The following is a 22607-nucleotide window of genomic DNA, read 5'->3' on the forward strand; positions in this document are numbered from 1 at the left end:
GTATGAGCCGATATGAAAGTGCATCGCACGTCTTCTATCGCTGTCAGTATCACATTGTATGGAAGCCAAAGTATAGACACAGGATCTTGAAGGGCCGAGTTGGGCAGGAGGTTTGTCGGAATTTATATCTATAGCGGCATGAAGAGGTGTCGGATAGTAGAGCTAAATATCCAGATAGACCATGTTCACTTACTGGTGAGACTTCCGCCAAGCTTGAGTGTCTTCAGTGGGAGCAAACGAAGAGATCATTCGTCGATATGTAAGGTATCAACAGAAAGTAGAGGCAGAGGAATCAAACGGTCAGATCAAGCTTGGTTTGGATGGGTGACTCTTTTAGCCCCCTTCTAGGGGGCTGTTCAAAGCCACCTGCTATGCAGGTGGATTTTTTACAATTTGAGCAGACTCGCTCAACGGCGACAAAGGGCAATCAAGTCCAACTCAGGCCGGTAAACCTTGCTGCTGACATCGAAGAGCCCCAACAGCGTATCGAACAGGTTGTCGTGGGAAACACTCTTGGCGGCGGCTTCCTTTGCCAGGCAGTCATCATTCAGCCCCAGTTGCTGCTTGAATTGCTTGGAAAACCAAGCCATCCAAGGCACCCTGGTTTGTTCACTCGGCGCTATGGCATAGGGTGATCCATGCAGATACATGCCCTTTTCGCCCAGGGACTCACCGTGATCGGACAGATACATCATTGCCGTATCATAATCGCCACTGCGTCCCTTTAGCTGCTCGACCACCTGAGAGACGATATAGTCGGTATACAGAATCGTGTTGTCATAGGTATTGGTGAGCTGCTCGCGGCTGCAGTTTTGAATGTCACTGCGCTGGCAATCCGGGGTAAAACGGCGATATTGTTCCGGATAGCGCAGATAATAGGTAGGTCCGTGACTGCCGATGATATGCAACACTATCAGCCGATCCTGGCCATTGTTTGGCTGCGACAAGGCTTGTTTGAGTTCATCAAGCAGCACCTGATCCTGACAAAACTGGCCATCACACAGCTTAGGGTCGGCGTTCAGTGCTATCAGCTTGTTTTCCACCCTGTCACACACTCCTTTGCAGCCACTGTCGTTATCAAACCACTGCACTTTCACACCGGCGTGGTTGAGCACATCCACAGCGGTATCCTGAGCCTTGGCGGCGCGGGAGTCATAATCTTCCCGGCTCATTCGGGAAAACATACAGGGTAAAGAAACTGCCGTGGCCGTGCCACAAGAGCTGACATCGCTGAAGATCAGCGGTGAAATCGCCTTGGTGTAGACATTGGTTGGCCTGTCATAGCCATAGTATTGGTAATTTTGCGCCCTGGCGGTTTCACCGACCACCAGCACCATCAGTCTGGCTTTAGTTTCACCGGCTGGTTTTACCTGCTTGGCATCTGTACCCAACTCTTGATATTCGAGCGGCTTTTGCAGGTAGTGCTGATTGATGTATTTGGCCGCCGAGCCGACAAAATAGGTGGGCACAATGTAGCGTTTGATTTCATCATTATTGCGACCAAAAGCCAGATAATTCTGCATATAGAAAAAGGCTATCACCACTATGATGAGGACGTTCGCTATGATGTACAGCGCCTTGTACGCCAGCTCCTTGCCTATGGGCTTATAGGCGATCTGGATACGATACAAGAGCATTGCCGGCAGCACCCCGGTCAACAGCAGATTTAACATTGATGCCCAGTTCACATAGGTCAGGGCCTCGGCGCTGTTGGTCTGAAAGGTATTCTCTATCATGCCGGTATCGAATACTACGCCATATTTGAATGCGGCAAAAAATACCCCCGATGAACACAGCAACAGCACAATAAAAAAAGGTTTGAGAATATATTTAAAGCTGAACAGGGAAAACAGTATCCCCAAAGCCGAGATCAAGAAGATGGGAATGGTAGCCACAAACAAAGGGTCCACATGCGCTTGGTTCTCGAGCCCCTGTTTGACTATGGTAAAAAAAGGCACATTGAACACGGCCACAAAAAACAGTGCCAGTACAAAGGTCAGGCGATTGACAGAGATGGGATTCAACACACTCATTCCTAAATGACGGTTAAAATTGATGCAAGGCCCAGCAATTTTAACCTATGGTTAACTAAATGTTAATATAACAATTTTATCTTAAGGTTCCCTTATCGGTTCCGACATCGCTCATGGGGACGAATTAAGCTTTCAGACTCTGTGCCAATGGGAAAGTTCGCGATGCACCATACGCTAAAACTGCGGTATAAAAGGTTAAAAGAGTCGTTTGATAACTCAAGAGCCGTTTTGCATGCAAATGTCCCGCAATTGTAAGTTGGAGGCGCATTAAGCTTGGCAAACCGGAAGTCGCCAAAATGTCTCTGAGAGTAAATTACGGCAAGTTTTATTGTGCTCTTCCATGTTCCGAAGAAAAAGAAAGCGCCTTTAAAGGCGCTTTGAGGTTTTATATCAGGGTAAACAGTCGCAATTAGAATTCGCTGTTGAGCCGGTTGAAGAACCCAAGCAGTTGCTCCAGCTCAGCGTCACTGAATTTCGCGGTCATCTCTCGGGTTAACTGCAAATGCAGGGCATCATGCTCTTTAAACATCTGCTCGCCCTTTTCGGTTAAGGATACCTGGATGGCGCGCCGGTCATTTTCCAGCGGCTGACGTTCGGCCAGGCCCGCCTTAACCAAACGTTCAACCTGCACGGTCAGGGTTCCTGTGGTAATACCGAGCTTTTCCGCCAGTTCCTTCATCTTCATAGGGCCGTGAGCCCCCAGGATCTCCACTGTATGGATCTGCGCCAGTGAAGCGCCTTGGTCTCTGACTACGCTCTGTTCCCATGAGGACAGACGCTCATAAAACTCTATGATGGCGTGGTTGATTGACTGTTGCAGCGAATCCTGCCGCTGTTGCTGTTTCATCTATTCTTGCACCTCAATGATGATGGTGATGATGTCCTGTCTCTGTGTGGTTCGCTTGCTCACATTCTTTGGCTCTCGGCGTTGCCGCTTTATCGCAGTCGGCACATTGATTTACTTCAATGGTCAGATGATCTATGCGACTGAAATCCGCCAGCAACTCATGATAATAGTCGGTACTGTGGGGAGCGTGGCTCACCAAAGAGATCATGGCTGCGTGATGATCGGCGCTGACCGGCCACACATGAATATCGGTTACCTTGTGGTCTTTTTCGGCTTCTATCCGTTCCACCAGCTTGCGACTGAACTCGGCTTCAACACCTGCGTCAAGCAAAATGGGGCTGGTCTGGCTGATAAGTCCCCAAGCCCAGCGACTGATGATAACAGCTCCGACAATTCCCATCACGGGATCCAGCCAATTCAATCCGAAATATTTACCGGCCAACAGCGCGCCAATTGCCAACAAGGAGGTCAAGGCATCGGCCAATACATGGAAATAGGCTGCGCGCAGATTATGATCTTTGTGTCCGTGGGAATCCCCATGGTCGTGGACATGCAGGTGTCCGTGATCGCTGTGATGGCTGTGATTGTGGTCATGTCCGTGCTTGTGGCTATCTGCCTGGCTATGGCTATGTGCATGGTTATGCCCATGACTGTGGCTGTGGCCATGATCGTGACCGTGATGATCCTTGAGCAGAAATACACTGACGATGTTGACGGTTAAACCTATGATGGCCACCAGAATCGCCTGGTCAAAACGAATATCTTCCGGATACAGGAGTCTGGAGCCGGACTCTATCAGCATCAACAGTGCCACCAAGCCGAGTGCAATCGCACTGGTAAAACCACCGAGTACGCTGACCTTGCCGGTACCAAAGGCAAATCTGGGGTTGTTGGCATGTTTCCTGGCGTAAGAGTAAGCAAACAATGTCAGCATAAATGCAGCGGCATGAGTTCCCATATGCCAACCATCGGCCAACAACGCCATGGAACCGTATATAGTACCGGCAACAATCTCGGCCACCATGGTGACCACAGTCAGCAAAAGCACCCACTTGGTACTCTTCTCTCCCTGCTCATTATGGTGGGTAAAGTTATGATTATGCTGCCAGCGCGTGGTGGTATGAAACTCTGAACTCATAGTTAGCCTGCCGTTATATTTTGATATTCAAACTATTTGATAGGCGAAATATCTCTTTTTCCTGACACAATTTCAAGCATTGCGACTGAAAAAAATCACAAGTGTGACCATGGGATTAACAAACTTCATCCTAAAGTCGGGGGATTATGTCTTATTTGTGTCACCTTTCAGTTATCTGGCTGTCATATGACGTCATTAGTCTTTGCGTCGCATTTGCAATTCCTATAACGAGATAGAAGATCACGGAGTGAAATCTTATGAGCAAGGCGACTTTCGATCCGACGCGTTATAACAAGAGTCAGAACGAACCTTTTGCCCAGGTACTGGATAAACACCTTTCCCGGCGCAATTTTGTAAAAAGTGGCTTGGGCGTCAGTGCCCTGACTGCATTCGGCGGCTTCGGCCTTGCCGGCTGTGGTTCCGACAACAATAACACCTCTGGCACACCGGATCTTGTGCCCCCTACTCCGGTTCCTCCCAGCCAATCCAGTGTTACACTCGGTTTTGAGTCGGTAGCCGGTTCTCGCCTTGATGCAGTGGTTATCCCTGAAGGTTACCGGGCTCAGGTCCTGGCTCCCTGGGGGACTCCGCTGAACAGTAAAGCGGCTGATTGGAAGGCTGATGGCAGTAATACCGCTCAGGATCAGGCCAACTCTGTGGGTCAAAACCACGACGGCATGCATTTCTTCCCGCTTAATGAAGCCGGAACCGATGGCCTCTTGTGTATCAACCATGAGTACATTGAACCAGATGCCCTGCACCCCAACGGCCCGACTATGGATGCCGATACCGGCCTGAGAACCCTGGTCGATGAAGTCCGTAAAGAGATCAATGCTCACGGCATGACAGTGGTACGCATCAAACTCAACGGCGGCAGCTGGGAAGTAGTCAAGGACGACAAACACAATCGCCGCTTCACCGGTGCTTCCACCATGGATCTCAGCGGCCCGGTAGCCTACACAGACAAAGTCGTAACCGCCTTCTCGCCTGATGGCAGCCAGACCCGCGGCACCCTGAACAACTGTGGTAACGGTTATACCCCTTGGGGGACTTACCTCACCTGCGAAGAGAACTGGCCCGGCTATTTCGTCAATAAGGGCGAGATGACTCAAGCCCAAAGCCGTATCGGTGTCAGCAGCAGTTCTACCCGCTATGGCTGGGCCGATCTAGCCGGTCATGCCGAAGAGCGACTGGATGAATTTGCCCGTTTCGATGTCACCCCCAAGGCCAGTGATGCCATGTATGACTATCGCAATGAAGATAACGGCTATGGTTATATCGTCGAAGTCGACCCCTACAATCCCAACTCCCGCGCAGTCAAACGCACAGCCCTGGGGCGTTTCCGTCATGAAGGCTGCGCCTACGGCAAGCTGACCGAAGGCAAACCACTGGTATTCTATTCGGGCCATGACTCGCGCTTTGAATATCTGTACAAGTTTGTTTCGGCGGCGCTTTGGGATCCCAAGGATGCAGACAGCAGCAACCGCCTGGCAACCGGTGCCAAGTACATGGATGAAGGTACCCTGTATGTGGCCAAGTTTAACGAAGGTGGCGTAGGTGAATGGTTGCCGCTGACCATGGATGCCATGACAAAGGACGGCAAGACCCTGGCCGATACATTTGCCAGCCAGGCAGATATCATCATCAATACCGCCGGCGCCGCCGATTTGGTTGGCGCGACACCAATGGACAGACCCGAGTGGTGTGTGGTGGATCCTTTCACCGGCAGTGTCTATCTGACCCTGACCAACAACTCCAAGCGGACAGAAACCAACGCCGCCAACCCAAGGCTTAAAAACAACTTTGGCCATATCATCCGCTGGGATGAAGGTGCCAGTGATACCGAGTTTAGCTGGGATATCTTCCTGTTCGGTTCTCCGGCCGACGGTGACGATGCCACCAACCTCTCCGGCCTGACTGAACTTAACCAGTTGGCCAGCCCGGACGGCCTGGCGTTCGATGCCCGCGGTATTCTGTGGATCCAGACAGATAATGGCGCCAAAGAGGTGACTGAGCACACCAACGACCAGATGCTGGCAATAGTGCCATCCAAGATGGTCGATGGCGACGGCAAGCCTCTGACAGTTACCGCCGACAATCAAACTGAGCTGAAGCGCTTCTTCGTCGGCCCCAATGGTTGTGAAGTCACAGGCTTTGCTATCTCGCCGGACTACACTTCGGTATTTGCCAATATCCAGCACCCGGGGAATTGGCCGGTATCGGCCAATGCCGCCGAGGAAACACCCATCGGCACCAGCATACGTCCGAGGGCAGCGACCGTGGTACTGCGTAAAGTCGATGGTGGTGAAGTCGGCATTTAAATAAACAGCTGTGTTTAAACGAACAGCCGGTTCACACGAACCGGCCTGAACTGACAACGCCCGCCAGACTGAACCTGGTGGGCGTTTTGCCTCTCGATAACTTGAATTAAGAGCAAGCACATAGCTGGTACTATTTTGATTTGTATAGCAATACAAAATTATTTATGATTTTTTTGAAAATAAATAACCCTTTCTCAGAAGCTGGCCGTTTAACTCTACAGAAGCGCAATCATACACAGCGCCAATCCAATAATTGATTTCAGCCCATAGCGGGCCCATAAGGAGAAAACCTATGCTTAAGTCCGGCAAACTGAAACTGGCACTTATCGCTTCCGCTTTGTTATCTGCCCAGGTTTTGGCAGTCAGCCCGCCGCATCCACAGGGATACAATCAGAACATGATTACTGCAAACCAATTTGATGCCAACAGCTATCAGCCGCAGGATAGCAGCAAGATGTTCCCCGCTCCCAAAGAAGGCATGGTGCAACACATACTGACCCTGCCCCAATTGGAAAACGAAGACGACTACATGGTTGAAATTCAGGTGGGCCAAACCCAGATGGTTGACTGCAACAAGCACGGCTTGATGGGCGAGCTGAAGCAGATGGATCTCAAAGGTTGGGGTTACACCTATTGGGAGCTGGATGAAATTGGCCCGGGACGCTCGACCATGATGGCCTGCTTCGATAAGGCCAAGCATGAGGAGTTTGTTCGCATTTCGGGTGAATACAAGCTTAGATATAACAGCAAGTTGCCTATGGTTATCTATCTGCCTAAAAATGCCGAGCTGCGCTACCGGGTGTGGCGGGCCGACACTGTGTTCAATTATTCCAGGTAACACAGTGCCTTAAGCCTTCTGACTGATCAAATAGAGCTGCAACAGACCTTTTCCCGGCCGGTTGCAGCTTTTTTGCTTTATTCTCGATTGCAGAACCTTATAATCGCTGCAGTTTTCCTTTAGAGCCTTTTTTCGGATGAAACTCAGCTTTGTACTCGTCTCCCCTGCTCGCGCCGCCAATGTTGGCGCCGTAGCCCGCGCCATCAAGACCCAAGGGTTCAGTGAACTCATTGTGGTGAATTCGCAAGCTCACCGGGAAGAGGAAGCGGCCTGGGTCGCCTGCGGCGCGGAGGACATACTGGCCAACATCCGTGAAGTGGCCAGCCTGGATGAGCTCAGAGAAGAGTTTGAGCTTATGGTGGCCACCACAGCAAGAGAGCGCGGCAGCCCACGACACTATTTAAGCCCGGCAGAACTCGGCGAACAACTGAGTCATCAGCAGGAACAGGTGAAGCGCACCGCCATCGTCTTTGGCTGTGAGGCCAGCGGCCTGAGTAACGCCGACTTGGCAATTTGTGACTTGCTCAGCTACGTACCACTGGCCACCGAATACCCTTCCCTCAATCTGGCGCAAGCCGTGATGGTCTATTCCTACGCTCTGGGTCAGGCTTTGGCCTGTGCCGATGGCAGCCTGGGGCTAAAAAGTGCTCAATCGCCGTTGGCACAACTCAGCGCCCTCAAACAAAAAGCCACCACTCTGCTGGAGCGAGTCGATGCCGCCGATGATGCCAAGTTAAGCCTGTGGTTGAATGAGAGCCTCTCTCGCCTCAGTGACAGAGACGCCAAAATGGCCCACCAACTGCTGGGCGATATACTCAAGAAACTCGACTGAAGTTACTGTGTTCCCTGGGTTAACTCTTTGCAGGTGCGCCGCCACGCAGGGCGCGGTATAGGGCTATCATAGCCAGCAACTTATCGCGTTTTGACTCGCTCAACGAAAGCTCGGCGCTGAAGCGTTGGCGCTGGGCATCCATCAAATCGAGTGAAGTAGCAACACCGTTCTTGTATCTGAGCCGCGCCAAGCGCACATACTCAGAGGAAGCATCGAGCAAGCGTTGCTGCTCTATCAGAGCCTGCTGCGTTCTCTGATAATCATTCATCGCATTGCGCACTTCCATATAGGCATTCAATACCGTGCTGCGATAAGCAAGCATTGCCTGCACCTGCGCTTCGTTGGCTATCTCATATTCGGCGCTTATCTTGCCGGCATTGAAAATTGGCGCCGTGATCCCACCGAGCAGCGACCAGGTGAGCCCCTTTGAGCTGAAAAGGTTATCCAGGTTATTGGATTCGCGACCATATTCGGCAGTAATGGTAAACCCGGGGAAGAAGGCACTCTTGGCTACCCCGACCCCGGCCGTGGCCGCTACCAGAGCCAGCTCGCTGGCGCGTACATCCGGGCGGCGCGACAGTAGCTGTGAAGGCACCCCAACCGCCAGAGATTCGGGAAATTCACTGCTCACCAGTTTGGGAAGCTCTGGCAAGGGGTGATCGTAAGCCCCCAGTAAGATAAGCAACTGATTACGTTTGGCCTTGCTGTCATATTCGAGCTGAGGCAAGGTCACCATGGCGGTTTGATATTCCACTTCCGCCTGGTGTACATCGAGACCCGAGATCATCCCGTTGGCCCGCCTGAGCTTAGCCAGCTGCAGTTCCTTGGCGCGGATCTGTGCCGTTTCCCGGGAGATCTTAAGTCTTTGCTCAATATCGGTCAGCTCGTAAAAGGCGGTGGCGATATCACTGATAAGACTGATTTGGGATGCCTCAAGCAGCTCTGCCTGCGACAGAGTATTGGCCAGTGCCGCTTCACTGGCCCGGCGGTTGGCGCCCCAGATGTCCAGCTCCCATGAAGCAACCCCGTTAAGACCCAAGGCCGTCTTCGCACTGGGATCTTTATTGGTAATGGCGCTGCTGAGTGACCGTTTGGCTTCAAACTCTAGCCCAAGCTCGGGCCACAGGGCCGCATCGACCACCCGCCCTTCTGCTCTGGCGGCTCGCAGCCTGCTCTGCATCATCGCCAGGTCGATATTGTTTCCCAGCGCCTGGCGAATAAGTGCCTGCAGTTCGGGATTGAGGAAAAACGTCTGCCACTCATCCTTAACGGCTTCATTGGACTCTACTTGCGGCAGCGTCTTATCAAACTGCGCCGGCATGTTGAGCTCGGGGCGCTGATAATCCGGTCCCAGAGTGCAGCCCCAAAGGCCCAAGGAAAGTGTCAAAGCGACTAGCGCCGGTCTAGTGCATTTGCAGCTGACAAGGCTCTTGTTCGGATTCTCTTGGCTCATGGCTAATACTCCGGTCATCATAAGCCTTCCTCCGTTGCCGGCTTTTGGCTTGCCGAATCACCCTTAACCTTGGCGCGAACCCAACCGGCTGTGGTCACAAAGAACAGCGGCACCAGTATAATCCCTATGCTGGTCGCCAGCACCATGCCGCCGAGGATAGGAATAGATACCGAGTGGCGACTGACTGAGCCGGGTCCGGCCGATAACACCAGTGGCAAGACACCGAGAATAAAGGCCATGGAGGTCATCAAAATCGGCCTGAAGCGCATCGCGGCGGCTTCCATTGCCGCCTCCAGTCTTGAACGGCCCTCCCGGTGCAGTTGATTGGCGAACTCGACAATCAAAATCGAGTTTTTGGCTGCCATCCCGATGAGGGCAATAAAGGCGACCTGGAAGAAGAGATTACTCTGCATACCACTGAGCAGTGTTGCCAAAGAGGCTCCCAGCATGGCGACCGGAGCAATAAGCAGCACGGCCACAGGAATGGTCCAACTCTCATACAGCGCCGCCAAAAACAGGAATACAAACACCAAAGCCAGTGTAATGGCGATACTGGTTTGGTTGGCTGAGCGTACTTCCTGGAAGGTAAGCCCGGTCCATTCGTACTTGAATTCGGGCGGCAGCATGGGCTTGGCCACTCTGTTGATTGCTTTTATCACATCGCCTGAAGCATACCCGGCTGCCGGAGTGACGTTGATGGAAGCACTGGAGAACAGGTTATAGTGAGTCACAGCCGCCGGCCCCACAGTGTATTCATAGTCGGCCAGAACTCCGATAGGCACCATGACACCATTGGATGACCGGACATAATAATCTTTGATCTGCTGGGGGAACTGGCGATAACTGTCCTCGGCCTGAACCCTGACCTTATACACCCGGCCAAACAGATTGAAATCATTGACTACAGAGGAATCGGTAAAGGTCTTGATAGTGCTGTAAAGATCGGCCACATCCACCCCGATAGCCATAGCCTTGGCTTCGTTGACCGAGAGATACATCTGCGGAATGGAACCCTGCAGCGACATGGCCGCCGCTGCGACTTCCGGTTGTTGTTTGAGCTGCTCCACCAATTCGTTGCTGGTTTCCATCAGCCCCTTGAAATTGGTTCCCGAAGTATCCTGCAGCACCATCTCAACCCCGGAGCCGTTCCCCAAACCGGGCACGGCCGATGGCAGGTAGAGGTTGAACTCTGCCTGCAATACCTGGCTGAGTTCATGTTTCAGCTCTTTCATCACCTTCTGCACTGTGGCCTGGCTTTGCTCCCGCTCCGCCCAGGGCTTGAGGACCACTTCAAACTGGCCGTTGGCCTGATTCGAACCCGAGCGGCGGTTTTCACCGGCCAGGGTGAAGGACCAGGCTACCGCAGGATGGGCCAGCACATGGCGCTCGGCAATCTTGAGTACCTTTTGGGTGCGGTTGACCGTCGCTCCGGCCGGCAATGTCATATCAATAAAGAAACGCCCCTGGTCCTCATCCGGCATAAAGCTCGATGGCAAGTGGCTCATAATGTACCAAACCGCCACCACCATAGCGCCAAACACCAGGTAACTGCGCCGCGCATGTTTGTTGGCGATACCTACCAGGGATACGTATTTGTCGGTCAATTTGGAGAGGTGGTTGTTGAGCCAGAAGAAGAAACCGCTCTTGGCCGCATCGCCCGGACGCAACAACAAGGCGCAAAGTGCCGGACTCAGGGTCAATGCCACCACTGTCGAGATCAGCACGGCTACGGCAATGGCGACGGCAAATTCCCGATACATAATACCTGTGATCCCGGCAAGGAAGGACACAGGAACAAACACGGCGCACAGCACCAAACTGGTCGCTATCAGGGCTCCGGATAACTCTTTCATGGCGCTGCGGGTGGCCGCCATCGGGCTCATGCCCTTTTCATTGATAAGTCGCTCGACGTTTTCCACCACCACAATGGCATCGTCAACCACAATACCAATGGCCAAAACCAATGCCAGTAGGCTTACTGTATTGATGGTAAAACCGAAGGCCAGCATGGCGGCCAGCGTTCCTATCAAAGAGACAGGTACCGCGATCGCCGGGATAAGGGTCGCCCGCAGGTTCTGCAAAAACAGGTACACCACCAACACCACCAACACTAGGGCTTCGATCAGGGTCTGCACTACCTCATCGATAGACTCTTCGATAAACACAGAAGCATCGTAAAACACCTGCCAGTCCATACCGCTTGGGAACTTGGTTGCGAGTTCGGCCATGGTTTCCTTGACCTTACGGGTCACCTCAAGGGCATTGGCACCGGGCAGCAAATACACCTGCAAGATGGTGGCGTTTTCCCCATTGAGTTGTGATTGCAAGGTATAAGCCGAAGAACCCAGTTCTACTCTGGCAATGTCACGCAAGCGAATGAGCGAGCCGTCGGGATTGGCGCGAACTATGATTTCCTCAAATTCCCTGACACTGGACAGACGTCCGCTGGCGGTTATCGGCAAGGTTTGACTCAAGGCGCTAGTGTTGGGTTGGGTACCCACGGTACCAGCCGGAGTTTCCTTGTTTTGTGCCTTGATGGCATCGATAACATCTGTGGTAGTCAGGCTGTGACCGGCCAAGGCATCCGGGCGCAACCACACCCGCATGGCATAACTGCGAGCGCCTGTGTTACGAACCCGGCCAACGCCGGGGATCCTTCTCAGTGCCGATTCGATATTGATGGAGGCGTAGTTGGAGAGGTAAATCTCGTCAAAACGGGGATCTTTGGAGGTCAATGACAGCTTGAGCAGTTCCACCGAGGAATCCTTGGAGACTGACACCCCGGCGGTCTGTACATCGATAGGCAAGCTATCGATGGCCTGCTGAGTGGCATTCTGCACATCCACCGCCGCCAGATCCGGACTGGTGCCCACATCAAAGGTAATGGTGACATTGGTGCTGCCGGAATTAGTGCTCTTGGAGCTCATATAGATCATATTGGGCACACCGTTGACCTGCTGCTCCAGCGGCGTTGCCACAGACTCGGCGGCTGTAGTGGAAGCAGCCCCCGGATAAGAGGCTGAGATACTCACCTGCGGCGGCGTGATATAGGGATATTGATCCACCGGCAGTTGGAACATGGCTATCAAGCCCAGGAGCACGATAACGATACTGATAACAGCCGAGAATACCGGCCGTCCGATAAAGAACTGAGCCATTTATTTACGCTCCTGTTCTTTTGATTGCTGCTCCAGTGCCTCTTTCTTTTCCTCCTCGTCGAGCCGCTTTTGATACTCTTTGGCATCCAGCGGCTCGGCCAGTTGGCCATGACGCACACGGTGCATGCCTTCGACTATCACTCGTTCACCGGCGTTGAGACCGCTTTTAACCACCACGCCTTCCGGGCCCTGGTATTCAATCACGATAAAGCGCCGCTCAACCTTATTGTCCGGCATCACCACCATCACATAGACGCCGCCCTGATCCACCTGAGTCGAGCGCTGCGGGATCACTATGGCATTGTCTATCTCACTGAGTTTGATCCTGACATTGGTGTATTGACCCGGCAATAACTCCTTGTCCGGATTGGGCAGTACCGCCCTCACCTCAAAGGTACCTGTGCTGGAATTGACCTGGGGATCGGTAAAACTGACGTTACCCAAATAGCGATAATCACTGTTGTCCGGTAAGGTGATACGCACAAAGCCTTCAACCGCCTTGCCTTCAGTTTCCGCTTCCTGCTGTTGGTTGTAACTGGTCATTCGCCGCCTGGCATTGAGGTAATCCAGCGCCGACATATTGAAATTCACATAGATGGGATTCACCTGCTTCACCCGTGTCAGCAGCGATTGCCCCTGACTGCCGACCAAAGCGCCGATATCCACCTCGGAGCGGCTGACCAGACCTGCGATTGGCGCTCTTATCTCGGTATAACTGAGTTCCAGCAGCGCTTCTTCCAGCTCGGCATGGCCGGCGGCCAGGGCCGACTTGGCCTGCGCCAACGCCGACAGGGCATTGTCATAATCCAGCTGACTGGCGGCATCCTGCTCATAGAGGGGTTTCAGACGCTTCACATCCCGCTGCGCCTTTTCCAGTATCGCCTGCTGCGACTCGACGTTGGCCTTGAGTCGATTAACCACAGCGTTATAGGGCTTGTTATCTATCTTATACAAGATATCGCCGGCATTGACCGCGCTGCCCTCGGTAAAGAGCCGCTCCTCGACAAAGCCATCGACGCGGGCCCTGACCTCCACATCCAAAGAGGCCTTGGTGATACCGACATAATTACCGTAGACAGGCACAGTCGCCTGTCTGACCTCTTCCACCACCACCAGTTTGGGCGTGATGGCAACGGGTTCGGGGTCACAACCGAGCAATAAAAAGCCACTGACGATAAGCAGTGGCATAGAGAAAAGCGATGCATTTGAACCCTTTCGGGCGAAGACGGTCATTAGCGCAGCAAAGACAGAGGACATAGCAGCTTCCAGCGTTCAATGGGAGATCCTGATTGTTAAACACCCCGACGTTTGGCGACAGGTTGTTCATTTACCAGTGTAAGTCCTTGAAGCTGCGTGTCAATTCCCGACTATTATTAAGGGAAAGCTAATAACTTACTTAAGCCTCAGTGTTTCAACTTGAAAGGCAAACTGCTCTTTAAGTGATTGAATATGCTCGGGCTTATTTTTTATCAAGCGGCTACGTGTTGCCAGACTGCTGCTGATAAAGAGCTTAAACCAAGTATCAAGCGCTTCGGCGCAGCCCTCTTCACCCAGAGACTGCAGCGTTAAAATTGCCACTTCGGCCGTACCCATCTGAAAGTCGCGGCTCCCCTTTCTGAGCTGATAGCGAGCCAAGGTTTCGGCGCTGAATGACAACATAGGTAATTGATGCAGGTAAGCACTCTTGCGAAACATCTTCACCGCCTCACGCCAACTGCCATCGAGCAAAATGAACAGCGGTCGCTTGTCTTGCTCCGGATCTCCCTGATTAGCGAGCACCTCGCTCAAAGCCTCAGTCACCACCTCTTGCCCCGGTAAGGCATATTCCCCGGGGAACACCAGATAAGGCTGATAATCCGGGTTTTCCAGCAAGGCTAAGAGTTGAGGGTCCGGCTGAGTTCTCGACCAAAGAAAGGCATGGGTATCCGGAATGAGATCGGCTATCAAACGCCCGCTGTTGCTGGGTTTCAATACCTCGGCATCATACATAAGCAAAGCAAACGCCGCTTCGCAGGGCAGAAGGCGCCTGTGCTCACAGGTACAAAAGCTCTGCTCCAACAGGCAACGGCCACAGCGAACAAGATTCTTGCCCCTTGATGCATAAGGCTTGGTCGACAGCGACTGTCGGTATTCATACAGACGGTGTACTGCGTGAGGTTGAATTGACATGAATTTCCCGAATTACAATGACTTAATAACTCTAGTGTACGACTTTCTTACCGCCAGCCTTGTTGCTTTGACTGCCTTGCGTAAGAGCCGGCGCAGTTTACTGCCGCATTCATGTGGCAGCAAGTCGTTTAACCTCACTCTTGCCAGGATAGCCGGCACTTGGTACTTGTCCATAAGGCCGAATGAACGAGCCGGTGGAAAATAATCCATCATCAAGATTTGTAAACATATCATTCCAATATAGAGACTCAATACAGCAATGAAAGCCCTCTATAGAGCTACCATGGCGCTTTCAAAGGTAAACAACCCCAACTTTTGGGTTGTATTCCACCCAAACGGTGTAAAGATTAAGGTACACAAATATATTCTATATAAAATGTTATCAATAGCTTTAATTTTTTTCTTGTATAACAGCGACTTCTGTCATTGAAATTGCAAAATTGCCGAGTATGATAGCGCCCGTCTCGGGAGCTCCCGAGCAGGAAGGGGCAGATACTTATCTCAAGAGGCACTCGCCTTATCGGCATCTTCCCAAACGGTTCTTTAGTTATGGTTCTTTATCAAGGTTGTGGGAGTATTACTGTGGTACCTGATGAGAATGTTTCCGGCGTATCCTTGAAGCCTTTATTAATCATGCTGGTGATGATGGTCGCCAGCGGCCAGATTGCCCAAACCATTTTTGTGCCTGCGCTACCTATGATGGGTGAGCAATTCAGTGTCAGTGCCGGGCAACTGCAGGCGATTATGGGCACTTATCTCTTGGCCTATGGCCTACTGCAATTTGTTTATGGCCCGGTATCGGACAGATTAGGTCGCAAGCCGCTGCTGCTCATCGGTCTTAGTCTTTTCGTCATAGGTGCCATCATCGCCGCCTGCGCCGAGAGCTTTAATACCTTGCTGCTGGCCAGCGCCATTCAAGGCTGCGGCACCGCCAGTGCCGGTGCCCTTTGCCGCTCTATTCCAAGGGATTTCTTCTTCGGCGAAAAACTGGTGCGTTTCAACAGCTATGTGTCCATGGCCGTGGTGTTCTCGCCGCTGCTGGCTCCCTTTATTGGCGGAATGTTGAGTGTGCATTATGGCTGGCATGCCGTGTATTGGTTCCTGGCTTTTTTCGGCGTCTGCGTGGTGATAACCCTGGCGCTGAGGTTCAAGGAATCCCTCCCCAAGGAGAAACGCCAGCCGCAGTCCATGCTCAAGTCCTATGCCTTGGTGCTGAAGCACAGAGCCTTTCGCGGTTATCTGCTGTCATTGGTGGCTACCTTCGCCGGGATTGCCGCCTTTGAAGCCATCGCCGGTATACTCTATGGCCAGGTGCTGGCTATGAGCCCCATGATGGTCAGTTGCTATTTCGTGGCGCCTATTCCGGGTTATCTGCTGGGGGCCTGGTATGCCGGCAGACAGGCATCACTGCATAAACTGTTTCACCACGGCGTAGCCCTGCTGGGTGCCGGGGCACTGTTTTTACTGCTGCCCGGCCTGTCAACTTTGGTGATAGGTTGGAGTCTACTGATTGGCTCAGTGCTCTTCTTTACCGGGGCCGGCATATTGTTTCCGGCGCTAACATCGGCGGCGCTTGAGCCCTTCCCGCGCCAAGCTGGCGTGGCCGGCGCCCTGCTCGGTGGACTGCAGAACTTTGCCGCCGGTCTTGCGGCCATGTTGATGTCGCTGGTGCCCATGATGGGACAACTCAGCATAGGGCTTTTGACTTCGTCCATGGTGGTGCTGGTGGTGTTGGCACTCAACTATGCCAGAACCCATCCGGATATCGATGTGCATACCGCCGGGGACCCGCTCTGATTTCCCTGTCAAACCATTAAGCAAGACCGGCCAGCGGCCGGTCTTGCTGCTTCTACCCCTTACACTTCATTCTCTTCTTTGCGATTCAGACTTTGTCAGCGTTTTAGTCGACGAAGGCATTCGCTTTTGGACGCTATCCTTATGCGCCTTGCCAAACTGCGATCATGACAACAAAGCCAAAACAACCGAATAGCTCAGGCATAAAAAGCGTCCCTAAAGGAGCGCTGGTTTCTAAATCTGAGGTTAAACCGAAAGCCAAACCAACAGCCCCACCTTAAACGGTTTGGCGGCTGATTAGGCCCGTTATTCGGCCAGTTCTTTTTCCAGTTGCTGCGCCACGGCTTCGGGCGAACTGGAATGGCGGGCAAACAGTGAATAAGCCACAGGGATGACCAACAGGGTAAACAAGGTGGCCAGCAAGATACCGGAGAGCACCACCACACCGATAACAAAGCGGGTCTCGGCGCCGGCACCTTCGGCGAGCACCAGAGGCACGGCACCGGCGGCCGTGGTTATGCCTGTCATCAGTATGGGTCTGAGCCTTTGGTTGGCCGCCTGCAAAATAGCGGCATCAAAGTCGACCCCCTTATCCCTGAGCTGGTTGGCAAATTCAACAATCAGAATACCGTTCTTGGCCGCCAGCCCCACCAACATGATGATGCCTATCTGGCTGTAGATATTCAGACTTTGACCGGTCAGCAGCAAGCCCACCAAAGCGCCCACGGTTGCCAGCGGCACAGTCAGCATGATCACCATGGGGTGAATATAGCTCTCAAACTGCGCAGCCAATACCAGGAACACTATCCCAAGTGCCAGCAGGAACACGAAGTACATGGAGCTGCCGGACTCCTGATAGTCGAGCGACTGGCCTTTGTAGCTTATCAAGGCTTCTGCCGGCAGATAGGTGTGGGCCAAGTCATTGAGATAATCGAGCGCCTCACCCAGGCTGTAACCTTCCGCCAAACTGGCCTCCAGCGTAATGGCCCGCATCCGGTTGTAGCGATGGAGCTGACTGGCGTCGGCAAACTCCTCTATGCTGACCAGATTCGAGAGTGGGATCAGCTGCTTGCTGCGATCTGAGCGCACATAGATATTCTGCATATCCGAGGCGGTGTTTTGGCTGTCGCGGTTACCCTCAATGATCACGTCATACTCTTCACCGTCGCGCATAAAGGTGGTCACCAGGCGTGAACCCAACATGGACTCAAGCGTGCGCCCTATATGAGCGATGGAAACCCCGAGATCGGCCGCCCTGTCTTTGTCGATAACGACTCTAAGCTGGGGCTTGGTTTCCTTGTAGTCATGATCCAAACCGACGAGATTGGGGTTTTCCGCCGCTTTTTCCAGCATGATATCGCGCCATCTGGCAAGCTCCTCATAACTGGGGCCGCCAATGACAAACTGCACAGGTTTGCCCACTCCGCGGCCAAAGGCCTGGCGCATTACAGGAAACGCCCTGACGCCGGCGAGATCGGCGAGCCTGGCACGGACATCATTGATGATCTCCTTGGCGGGACGGCGCTGGCCCCAGTCATTGAGCACTATGATCGCCATACCGTTGGAGAAATTGGCCGAGCCGCCCCAACCGCGAGGCGCACGGATCAACAAACGCTTGATTTCGCCGCTGTCGACCAGAGGCATCAAACGTTGCTCCACCTCGTTCATATAGGCTTCAATATATTCATAACTGGCGCCTTCCGGGCCGTTGACCATCAGGAACATAGAGCCCCTGTCTTCTTCCGGCGCAAACTCCTGCGGGATCAGTTTAACCATGTAGGCACTGGCCCCAAGAGCCGCCACCACCAACAGGGAAACCAGCAAGGGGTGCTTCATGGCGCCGGTGAGGCTGCGGCTGTAAAAGCCTGCCAGAGCGTTCATTCCCTTGTCGACCTGGCGCATCAACCAGGTATCCTGGCTCGCGGGTTTAAGCAGCTTGGAACACATCATGGGGCTGAGTGTCAGTGCCACTATCGAGGAAAACAACACGGCGGCACTCATGGTGACGGCAAACTCTTTAAACAGCTTACCGAGATCGCCGTCGAGGAAGGTGATTGGCATAAATACCGCCACCAACACCGCCGTAGTGGCAATAACCGCAAAGGCCACCTCACGGGCGCCGAGAAAAGCGGCTTTCAATGGACTGTCGCCCTCTTCGATGCGGCGGTGAATGTTTTCCAGCATCACGATGGCATCATCCACCACCATGCCGATGGCCAGGATCATCGCCAGCAGAGTCAAGAGGTTAATTGTGTATCCCAAAGCGTAGAGCACGATGAAAGTGGCCAGCAGGGATACAGGCACAGTCAGCGCCGGGATCAACATGGCGCGCACACTGCCAAGGAACAGGTAGATGACGATGATCACCAGAATAATGGCGATAAACAGCGTCTGATACACTTCATCGATAGAGGCTTCGATAAACACTGAGCTGTCGTAGGAGCGTTTGATCTCCATACCCTGGGGCAGAGTCGGGTTGATCTCATCCACCAGTTTATTCACCGCCCGCGCCACTTCCAAAGTATTGGCGGTAGACTGTTTGGAGACCCCCAAGCCTATCATGGCTTCGCCGTTACCACGGAACATGATCCGCTCTTCTTCCGAGCCGATTTCGACCCTGGCCACATCCCCGAGCTTAACCAGGTAGCCATCGCCCCCTTGGGTCAGCACCAGGTTGGCAAAGTCTTCGGCTGTGCGAAAGCTGCGTTCAAGCCGCACGGTAAAGTGACGTTCCTTGGATTCGATGGAGCCGGCCGGCAGTTCGACGTTTTCCGATCTCAGGGCCGCTTCGACGTCGGCTACGGTCAGGTTACGGGCCGCCAGTGCCTGGCGGTCAATCCAGACCCGCATGGCGTAAACCTTGCCGCCACCGACACGCATATTGGCCACCCCGTCGATGACGGAGAATCTGTCGGTGAGGTAACGGCGGGCATAGTCGGTGAGCTGCAAAGTGGTCATCTGATCCGACACCAGATTGAGCCACATGATCACTTCATCGCCGCCATTGGCCTTTTGCACTTCCGGCGGATCGGCCTCTTCCGGCAAGTTATCCAGCAAACCGGCAATCCGGTCACGGACATCGTTGGCGGCGGCTTCAATATCGCGGTCAATATCAAACTCAAGCACCACAGAGGAGCGGCCATCTGTGCTGGAAGAGTCGATATGACGTATGCCTTCAACGCCACTGATCCTATCTTCAATCAGCTGAGTGATACGGCTTTCCACCACAGAGGCACTGGCGCCACGGTAGCTGGTATCTATCGAGACTATCGGCGGGTCGATATCCGGGTATTCGCGTAGTGGCAACTTACCGAAGGACACCAGACCGAAAGCGATCAACAGCAGGCTGATGACCGAGGCGAAAACCGGCCGTTTAACGGAAATGTCTGTCAGTATCATGCTGTGGTCTTCGCCTCTTCAGCCGTCAGGAAGCTGAAATGTTCCTTGAACTCCACCTTGACCTTGTCACCGGGACGGACCTTGAGGATCCCGCGAATGATCACCTGCTCACCCAGCTCGACGCCTTCGAGAATTTCCACCCAGCCACGGCTGCGCAGCCCAATAGTAACCTGACGCTGTTCCACCACACCTTCACTGTTGGCCAGATAGATGTAGTGACGGTTTTGAATAGGAATAATGGCCGACTCAGGCAGCAACAACGCCTCACGGTTTTGCTTGATAAGCTTGACCTTCATCAACATGCCCGGTAGCAGTTGACCATCGGGGTTGGGGATTTCGGCGCGCACCACTACTGCCCGTGTGGTTGGGTTAACCCGGCTGTCGATGGAAACAACCTTGCCACGAAACAACTTATCCGGGTAAGCGACCGCGCTGGCTTCCACGATTTTGCCCGGCAACAAGTCCTGAATAAAACGCTCGGGAACCGAGAAGTCCAGCTTGATCACCGAGATATCATCCAAGGTGGTGATCACCACTCCCGGGGTGACCAGGCTACCGACCGAAACCTGGCGTAAACCCAGGCGACCATTGAAGGGGGCGGTGATCTGTCTGTCCCGCAGCGCCGCCTGTGCCTGCTCGACTTCGGCCCTGGCACTTTCTATCAGAGTTTGCAGTCGGTCGCGCTCGGTTTCTGCGACTGTCTTGCTGGTGACCAGAGAGCTGATGCGGTCGAACTCGCGGGTATTCTCCCGCACCTTGATCCTGGCCAGTTCCACTCTGGCCTGCTGCTCGGCGTCCTGCAGCTTGGCAAGCAGTTGCCCTTGCTTGACTATCTGACCATCATCGAAGCGAATCGAGGTCACCACATCGCTGACCTTGGGGGTGATGGTGACTGACTCATAGGCTTTGGAAGTGCCAAGGGCCTCCACTTCATCCCGCACAGCCTGAATGGCTGCCTTATACACCACAACATTGGGTACCGGGCGGGCCTTTCTCTCCGCCGGGGCTTGCTGCTGATGCCATTGTTGATAACCAATGGCTGCGGCCGCCAGTAGTACCAAAAGGAGTATTATTTTTTTCATTGATTGTCCGAAGGTACAGAGTTTTATGGGTAAAACAGTTTACTCTGCGACTTATCGGCTTCAATACGTTTTACCTTTTCTTACAAATTACATTTATTTGACACAGATACACACACAGTTAAAACAACTGCATCAAAGCTGCCGAAACAAAGATACAGGCTATAGATTAGCTCAAAAACCAAGGACTATTCTGCAAATGGCTTTACAAACAGGGAGGTATTGATTTCATCTCTCGTGCGGTAAAGATGAAGTAGTAGGACAAATATCAAACAAAAACATTATAAATTAAATGGTTACAAATGGCTGGTGCTGAGAAAGCCATAGAACTTCGGTACCGACTTTTGGCACCCAAGGGCAGCAATAGGCTTATGAGGAGATCAAAAAAGGCGCCGAAATCGGCGCCTTTTCAATCACACTCTCTGGTGTAAACCCGCAGAGCTTAACGCACTTTACGATCTTCGCGCATCAAATCCGCCAGGTTCTGATAGACGGCTTCAATGGTTTCATTCGCGAGCGGTTGGTCGGCCACATCGTGCAGGCGGATCTCAGTCTGTTCTTTGTTGGCGGCACTTTCCTGCAGCAATAAACGATAGCTGCCCTCTTTAAGCGCTAACTTGTTATCGCCCCACAGGGAACTCCAGAAGCCAGAATTGTCATTCAAGTTAACATAGAACAAACCTTTGCTTGAGTCCATGTCCACCACTTCCAAACCAAGCTCAGGCAGTACTATCCGCAGACGATCCCAGGTACGCTTGAATGGCGCATCAGCCACCCAGTAGCTCTCGCTGTCGCCGCCCTGATGCAATGACATATCAATACCCAGACTCTGCTTGATACGGTTGGCCTTGATCATCTGCTCACGCTTGAGGCTCATATAGGCCACGGCGCTATTGAGCATATCTATGGTGTAACGGCGCTTATCTTCACCACTGAGCAGTACCGGCAGCTCTGAGCCGTCGTAATGCTCTTCGTGATCTATAAGGTTGATCACCAGGTTACCTGTGCGGCCATGAGGACGAACTTCGACATCGAAACGGAAACGCTGGCGCAGCTGGTAGACTTTATCGCTGCCAAACCAGGAAGAATCGAGCACCTGCTCTGTTTCAATCCAATCTGTTTCGATAGCGCCTTTATCATAATCTTCAGAGACTATGCCATAGCCTTGCTTTTGCAGATAACCCTTAACCGTGCTGAAGATCTCCTGTTTGAGATCAACGCTGTTGTCGATGGACTCAACCACCACTTTGATGTTGTCGCTGCCCTCTTCCACATGGGTGCCTTCAGCCATGGGCAGCACTTGCAAAGGCGGACGAATATCGAGTTTTTCACCAACAAACTCAGCATTACTCTTGGCGCCCGCTTGCGGGATCTCAAACTCTTTACTGAACCTTGGGGTGTCCAATCCTTCCGGGATCACCAAGGGAGCTGAAGTGCCGGCTTCAACATACTCGAAGTTGCCATTGGCCTGACGACGGTCAATCGGCGTACTGCAGGCTGAAACTGCGACAACCAGCACTAAGGGGGAAACTTGCTTTAGCATTAA

Annotated in this window: 14 protein-coding genes and 1 pseudogene; 5 read left to right on the plus strand and 10 right to left on the minus strand. The window is 52.9% G+C overall.

The window, feature by feature from the left end; all coding sequences use genetic code 11:
* Positions 1-2: 2 nt before the first annotated feature.
* Positions 3-328 (plus strand): annotated as a pseudogene (gene tnpA / locus N512_RS23940) (IS200/IS605 family transposase).
* A 79-nt stretch (positions 329-407) separates the two neighbouring features.
* On the opposite strand, the gene N512_RS0101810 reads toward tnpA, so the two are convergent.
* From N512_RS0101810 to N512_RS21970, 3 genes are all read right to left on the minus strand, one after another.
* Complete coding sequence (locus N512_RS0101810; RefSeq protein WP_028779212.1) at positions 408-2033, minus strand: phosphoethanolamine transferase; 1626 nt, start codon at positions 2031-2033, stop codon at positions 408-410.
* 409 nt (positions 2034-2442) lie between these two features.
* Positions 2443-2880 (minus strand): MarR family winged helix-turn-helix transcriptional regulator, encoded by a 438-nt coding sequence (locus N512_RS0101815; protein WP_025009721.1) that lies wholly within the window; start codon positions 2878-2880, stop codon positions 2443-2445.
* Between the two features lie 13 nt (positions 2881-2893).
* Positions 2894-4018, minus strand: coding sequence for a cation diffusion facilitator family transporter (locus tag N512_RS21970; protein ID WP_081737057.1), 1125 nt, complete (start codon positions 4016-4018; stop codon positions 2894-2896).
* 257 nt (positions 4019-4275) lie between these two features.
* Here N512_RS21970 and N512_RS0101825 point away from each other — a divergent pair, with 257 nt between their 5' ends.
* The 3 genes from N512_RS0101825 (at position 4276) to N512_RS0101835 (ending at position 8009) form a co-directional block, all read left to right on the plus strand.
* On the plus strand, positions 4276-6339 hold the full coding sequence (locus N512_RS0101825) for a PhoX family protein (protein ID WP_028779213.1): 2064 nt from the start codon (positions 4276-4278) through the stop codon (positions 6337-6339).
* A 292-nt stretch (positions 6340-6631) separates the two neighbouring features.
* The gene (gene eco, locus N512_RS0101830) at positions 6632-7177 is read left to right on the plus strand and encodes a serine protease inhibitor ecotin (RefSeq protein WP_051472598.1); all 546 of its coding nucleotides are present in this window, start codon (positions 6632-6634) and stop codon (positions 7175-7177) included.
* Positions 7178-7313: 136 nt separating this feature from the next.
* The gene (locus N512_RS0101835; RefSeq protein WP_028779215.1) at positions 7314-8009 is read left to right on the plus strand and encodes a tRNA/rRNA methyltransferase; all 696 of its coding nucleotides are present in this window, start codon (positions 7314-7316) and stop codon (positions 8007-8009) included.
* 19 nt (positions 8010-8028) lie between these two features.
* Here N512_RS0101835 and N512_RS0101840 read toward each other — a convergent pair whose 3' ends face one another.
* The 4 genes from N512_RS0101840 to N512_RS0101855 form a co-directional block, all read right to left on the minus strand.
* Positions 8029-9396 carry an efflux transporter outer membrane subunit gene (locus N512_RS0101840; RefSeq protein ID WP_231473485.1) on the minus strand — a complete coding sequence of 456 codons (1368 nt, stop codon included), beginning with the start codon at positions 9394-9396 and terminating at the stop codon, positions 8029-8031.
* A gap of 83 nt (positions 9397-9479) precedes the next feature.
* Entirely contained in the window at positions 9480-12620 is a 3141-nt protein-coding gene (locus tag N512_RS0101845; protein WP_028779217.1) for an efflux RND transporter permease subunit, read from the minus strand.
* A complete protein-coding gene (locus tag N512_RS0101850; protein WP_443018260.1) occupies positions 12621-13877 on the minus strand; it encodes an efflux RND transporter periplasmic adaptor subunit in 1257 nt (418 codons plus the stop codon).
* 135 nt (positions 13878-14012) lie between these two features.
* Positions 14013-14789, minus strand: coding sequence for a tRNA-uridine aminocarboxypropyltransferase (locus tag N512_RS0101855; protein WP_028779219.1), 777 nt, complete (start codon positions 14787-14789; stop codon positions 14013-14015).
* A 615-nt stretch (positions 14790-15404) separates the two neighbouring features.
* Here N512_RS0101855 and emrD point away from each other — a divergent pair.
* A complete protein-coding gene (gene emrD / locus N512_RS0101860) occupies positions 15405-16586 on the plus strand; it encodes a multidrug efflux MFS transporter EmrD (RefSeq protein ID WP_269319534.1) in 1182 nt (393 codons plus the stop codon).
* Between the two features lie 303 nt (positions 16587-16889).
* Here the strand turns inward: emrD and N512_RS0101865 are convergent, their stop codons facing one another.
* The 3 genes from N512_RS0101865 to bamC form a co-directional block, all read right to left on the minus strand.
* The gene (locus N512_RS0101865) at positions 16890-19982 is read right to left on the minus strand and encodes an efflux RND transporter permease subunit (RefSeq protein WP_028779221.1); all 3093 of its coding nucleotides are present in this window, start codon (positions 19980-19982) and stop codon (positions 16890-16892) included.
* On the minus strand, positions 19979-21064 hold the full coding sequence (locus N512_RS0101870; RefSeq protein ID WP_025009714.1) for an efflux RND transporter periplasmic adaptor subunit: 1086 nt from the start codon (positions 21062-21064) through the stop codon (positions 19979-19981). The genes N512_RS0101865 and N512_RS0101870 overlap by 4 nt, the downstream gene beginning before the upstream one ends.
* A 439-nt stretch (positions 21065-21503) precedes the next feature.
* A complete protein-coding gene (bamC, locus tag N512_RS0101875) occupies positions 21504-22604 on the minus strand; it encodes an outer membrane protein assembly factor BamC (RefSeq protein ID WP_025009713.1) in 1101 nt (366 codons plus the stop codon).
* Positions 22605-22607: the final 3 nt, after the last annotated feature.

It is taken from the genome of Shewanella sp. 38A_GOM-205m (genome assembly GCF_000518445.1).
In the GTDB taxonomy this organism is placed as follows: Bacteria; Pseudomonadota; Gammaproteobacteria; order Enterobacterales; family Shewanellaceae; genus Shewanella; species Shewanella algae.

Bases quoted from the DNA above. Each gene is read 5' to 3' on its own strand.
- N512_RS0101815 (WP_025009721.1), bottom strand. From the start codon at position 2,880: ATGAAACAGCAACAGCGGCAGGATTCGCTGCAACAGTCAATCAACCAC.
- N512_RS21970 (WP_081737057.1), bottom strand. From the start codon at position 4,018: ATGAGTTCAGAGTTTCATACCACCACGCGCTGGCAGCATAATCATAAC.
- N512_RS0101855 (WP_028779219.1), bottom strand. From the start codon at position 14,789: ATGTCAATTCAACCTCACGCAGTACACCGTCTGTATGAATACCGACAG.
- N512_RS0101810 (WP_028779212.1), bottom strand. From the start codon at position 2,033: ATGAGTGTGTTGAATCCCATCTCTGTCAATCGCCTGACCTTTGTACTG.
- N512_RS0101865 (WP_028779221.1), bottom strand. From the start codon at position 19,982: ATGATACTGACAGACATTTCCGTTAAACGGCCGGTTTTCGCCTCGGTC.
- N512_RS0101825 (WP_028779213.1), top strand. From the start codon at position 4,276: ATGAGCAAGGCGACTTTCGATCCGACGCGTTATAACAAGAGTCAGAAC.
- N512_RS0101870 (WP_025009714.1), bottom strand. From the start codon at position 21,064: ATGAAAAAAATAATACTCCTTTTGGTACTACTGGCGGCCGCAGCCATT.
- N512_RS0101835 (WP_028779215.1), top strand. From the start codon at position 7,314: ATGAAACTCAGCTTTGTACTCGTCTCCCCTGCTCGCGCCGCCAATGTT.
- eco (WP_051472598.1), top strand. From the start codon at position 6,632: ATGCTTAAGTCCGGCAAACTGAAACTGGCACTTATCGCTTCCGCTTTG.
- N512_RS0101850 (WP_443018260.1), bottom strand. From the start codon at position 13,877: ATGTCCTCTGTCTTTGCTGCGCTAATGACCGTCTTCGCCCGAAAGGGT.
- bamC (WP_025009713.1), bottom strand. From the start codon at position 22,604: ATGCTAAAGCAAGTTTCCCCCTTAGTGCTGGTTGTCGCAGTTTCAGCC.
- N512_RS0101845 (WP_028779217.1), bottom strand. From the start codon at position 12,620: ATGGCTCAGTTCTTTATCGGACGGCCGGTATTCTCGGCTGTTATCAGT.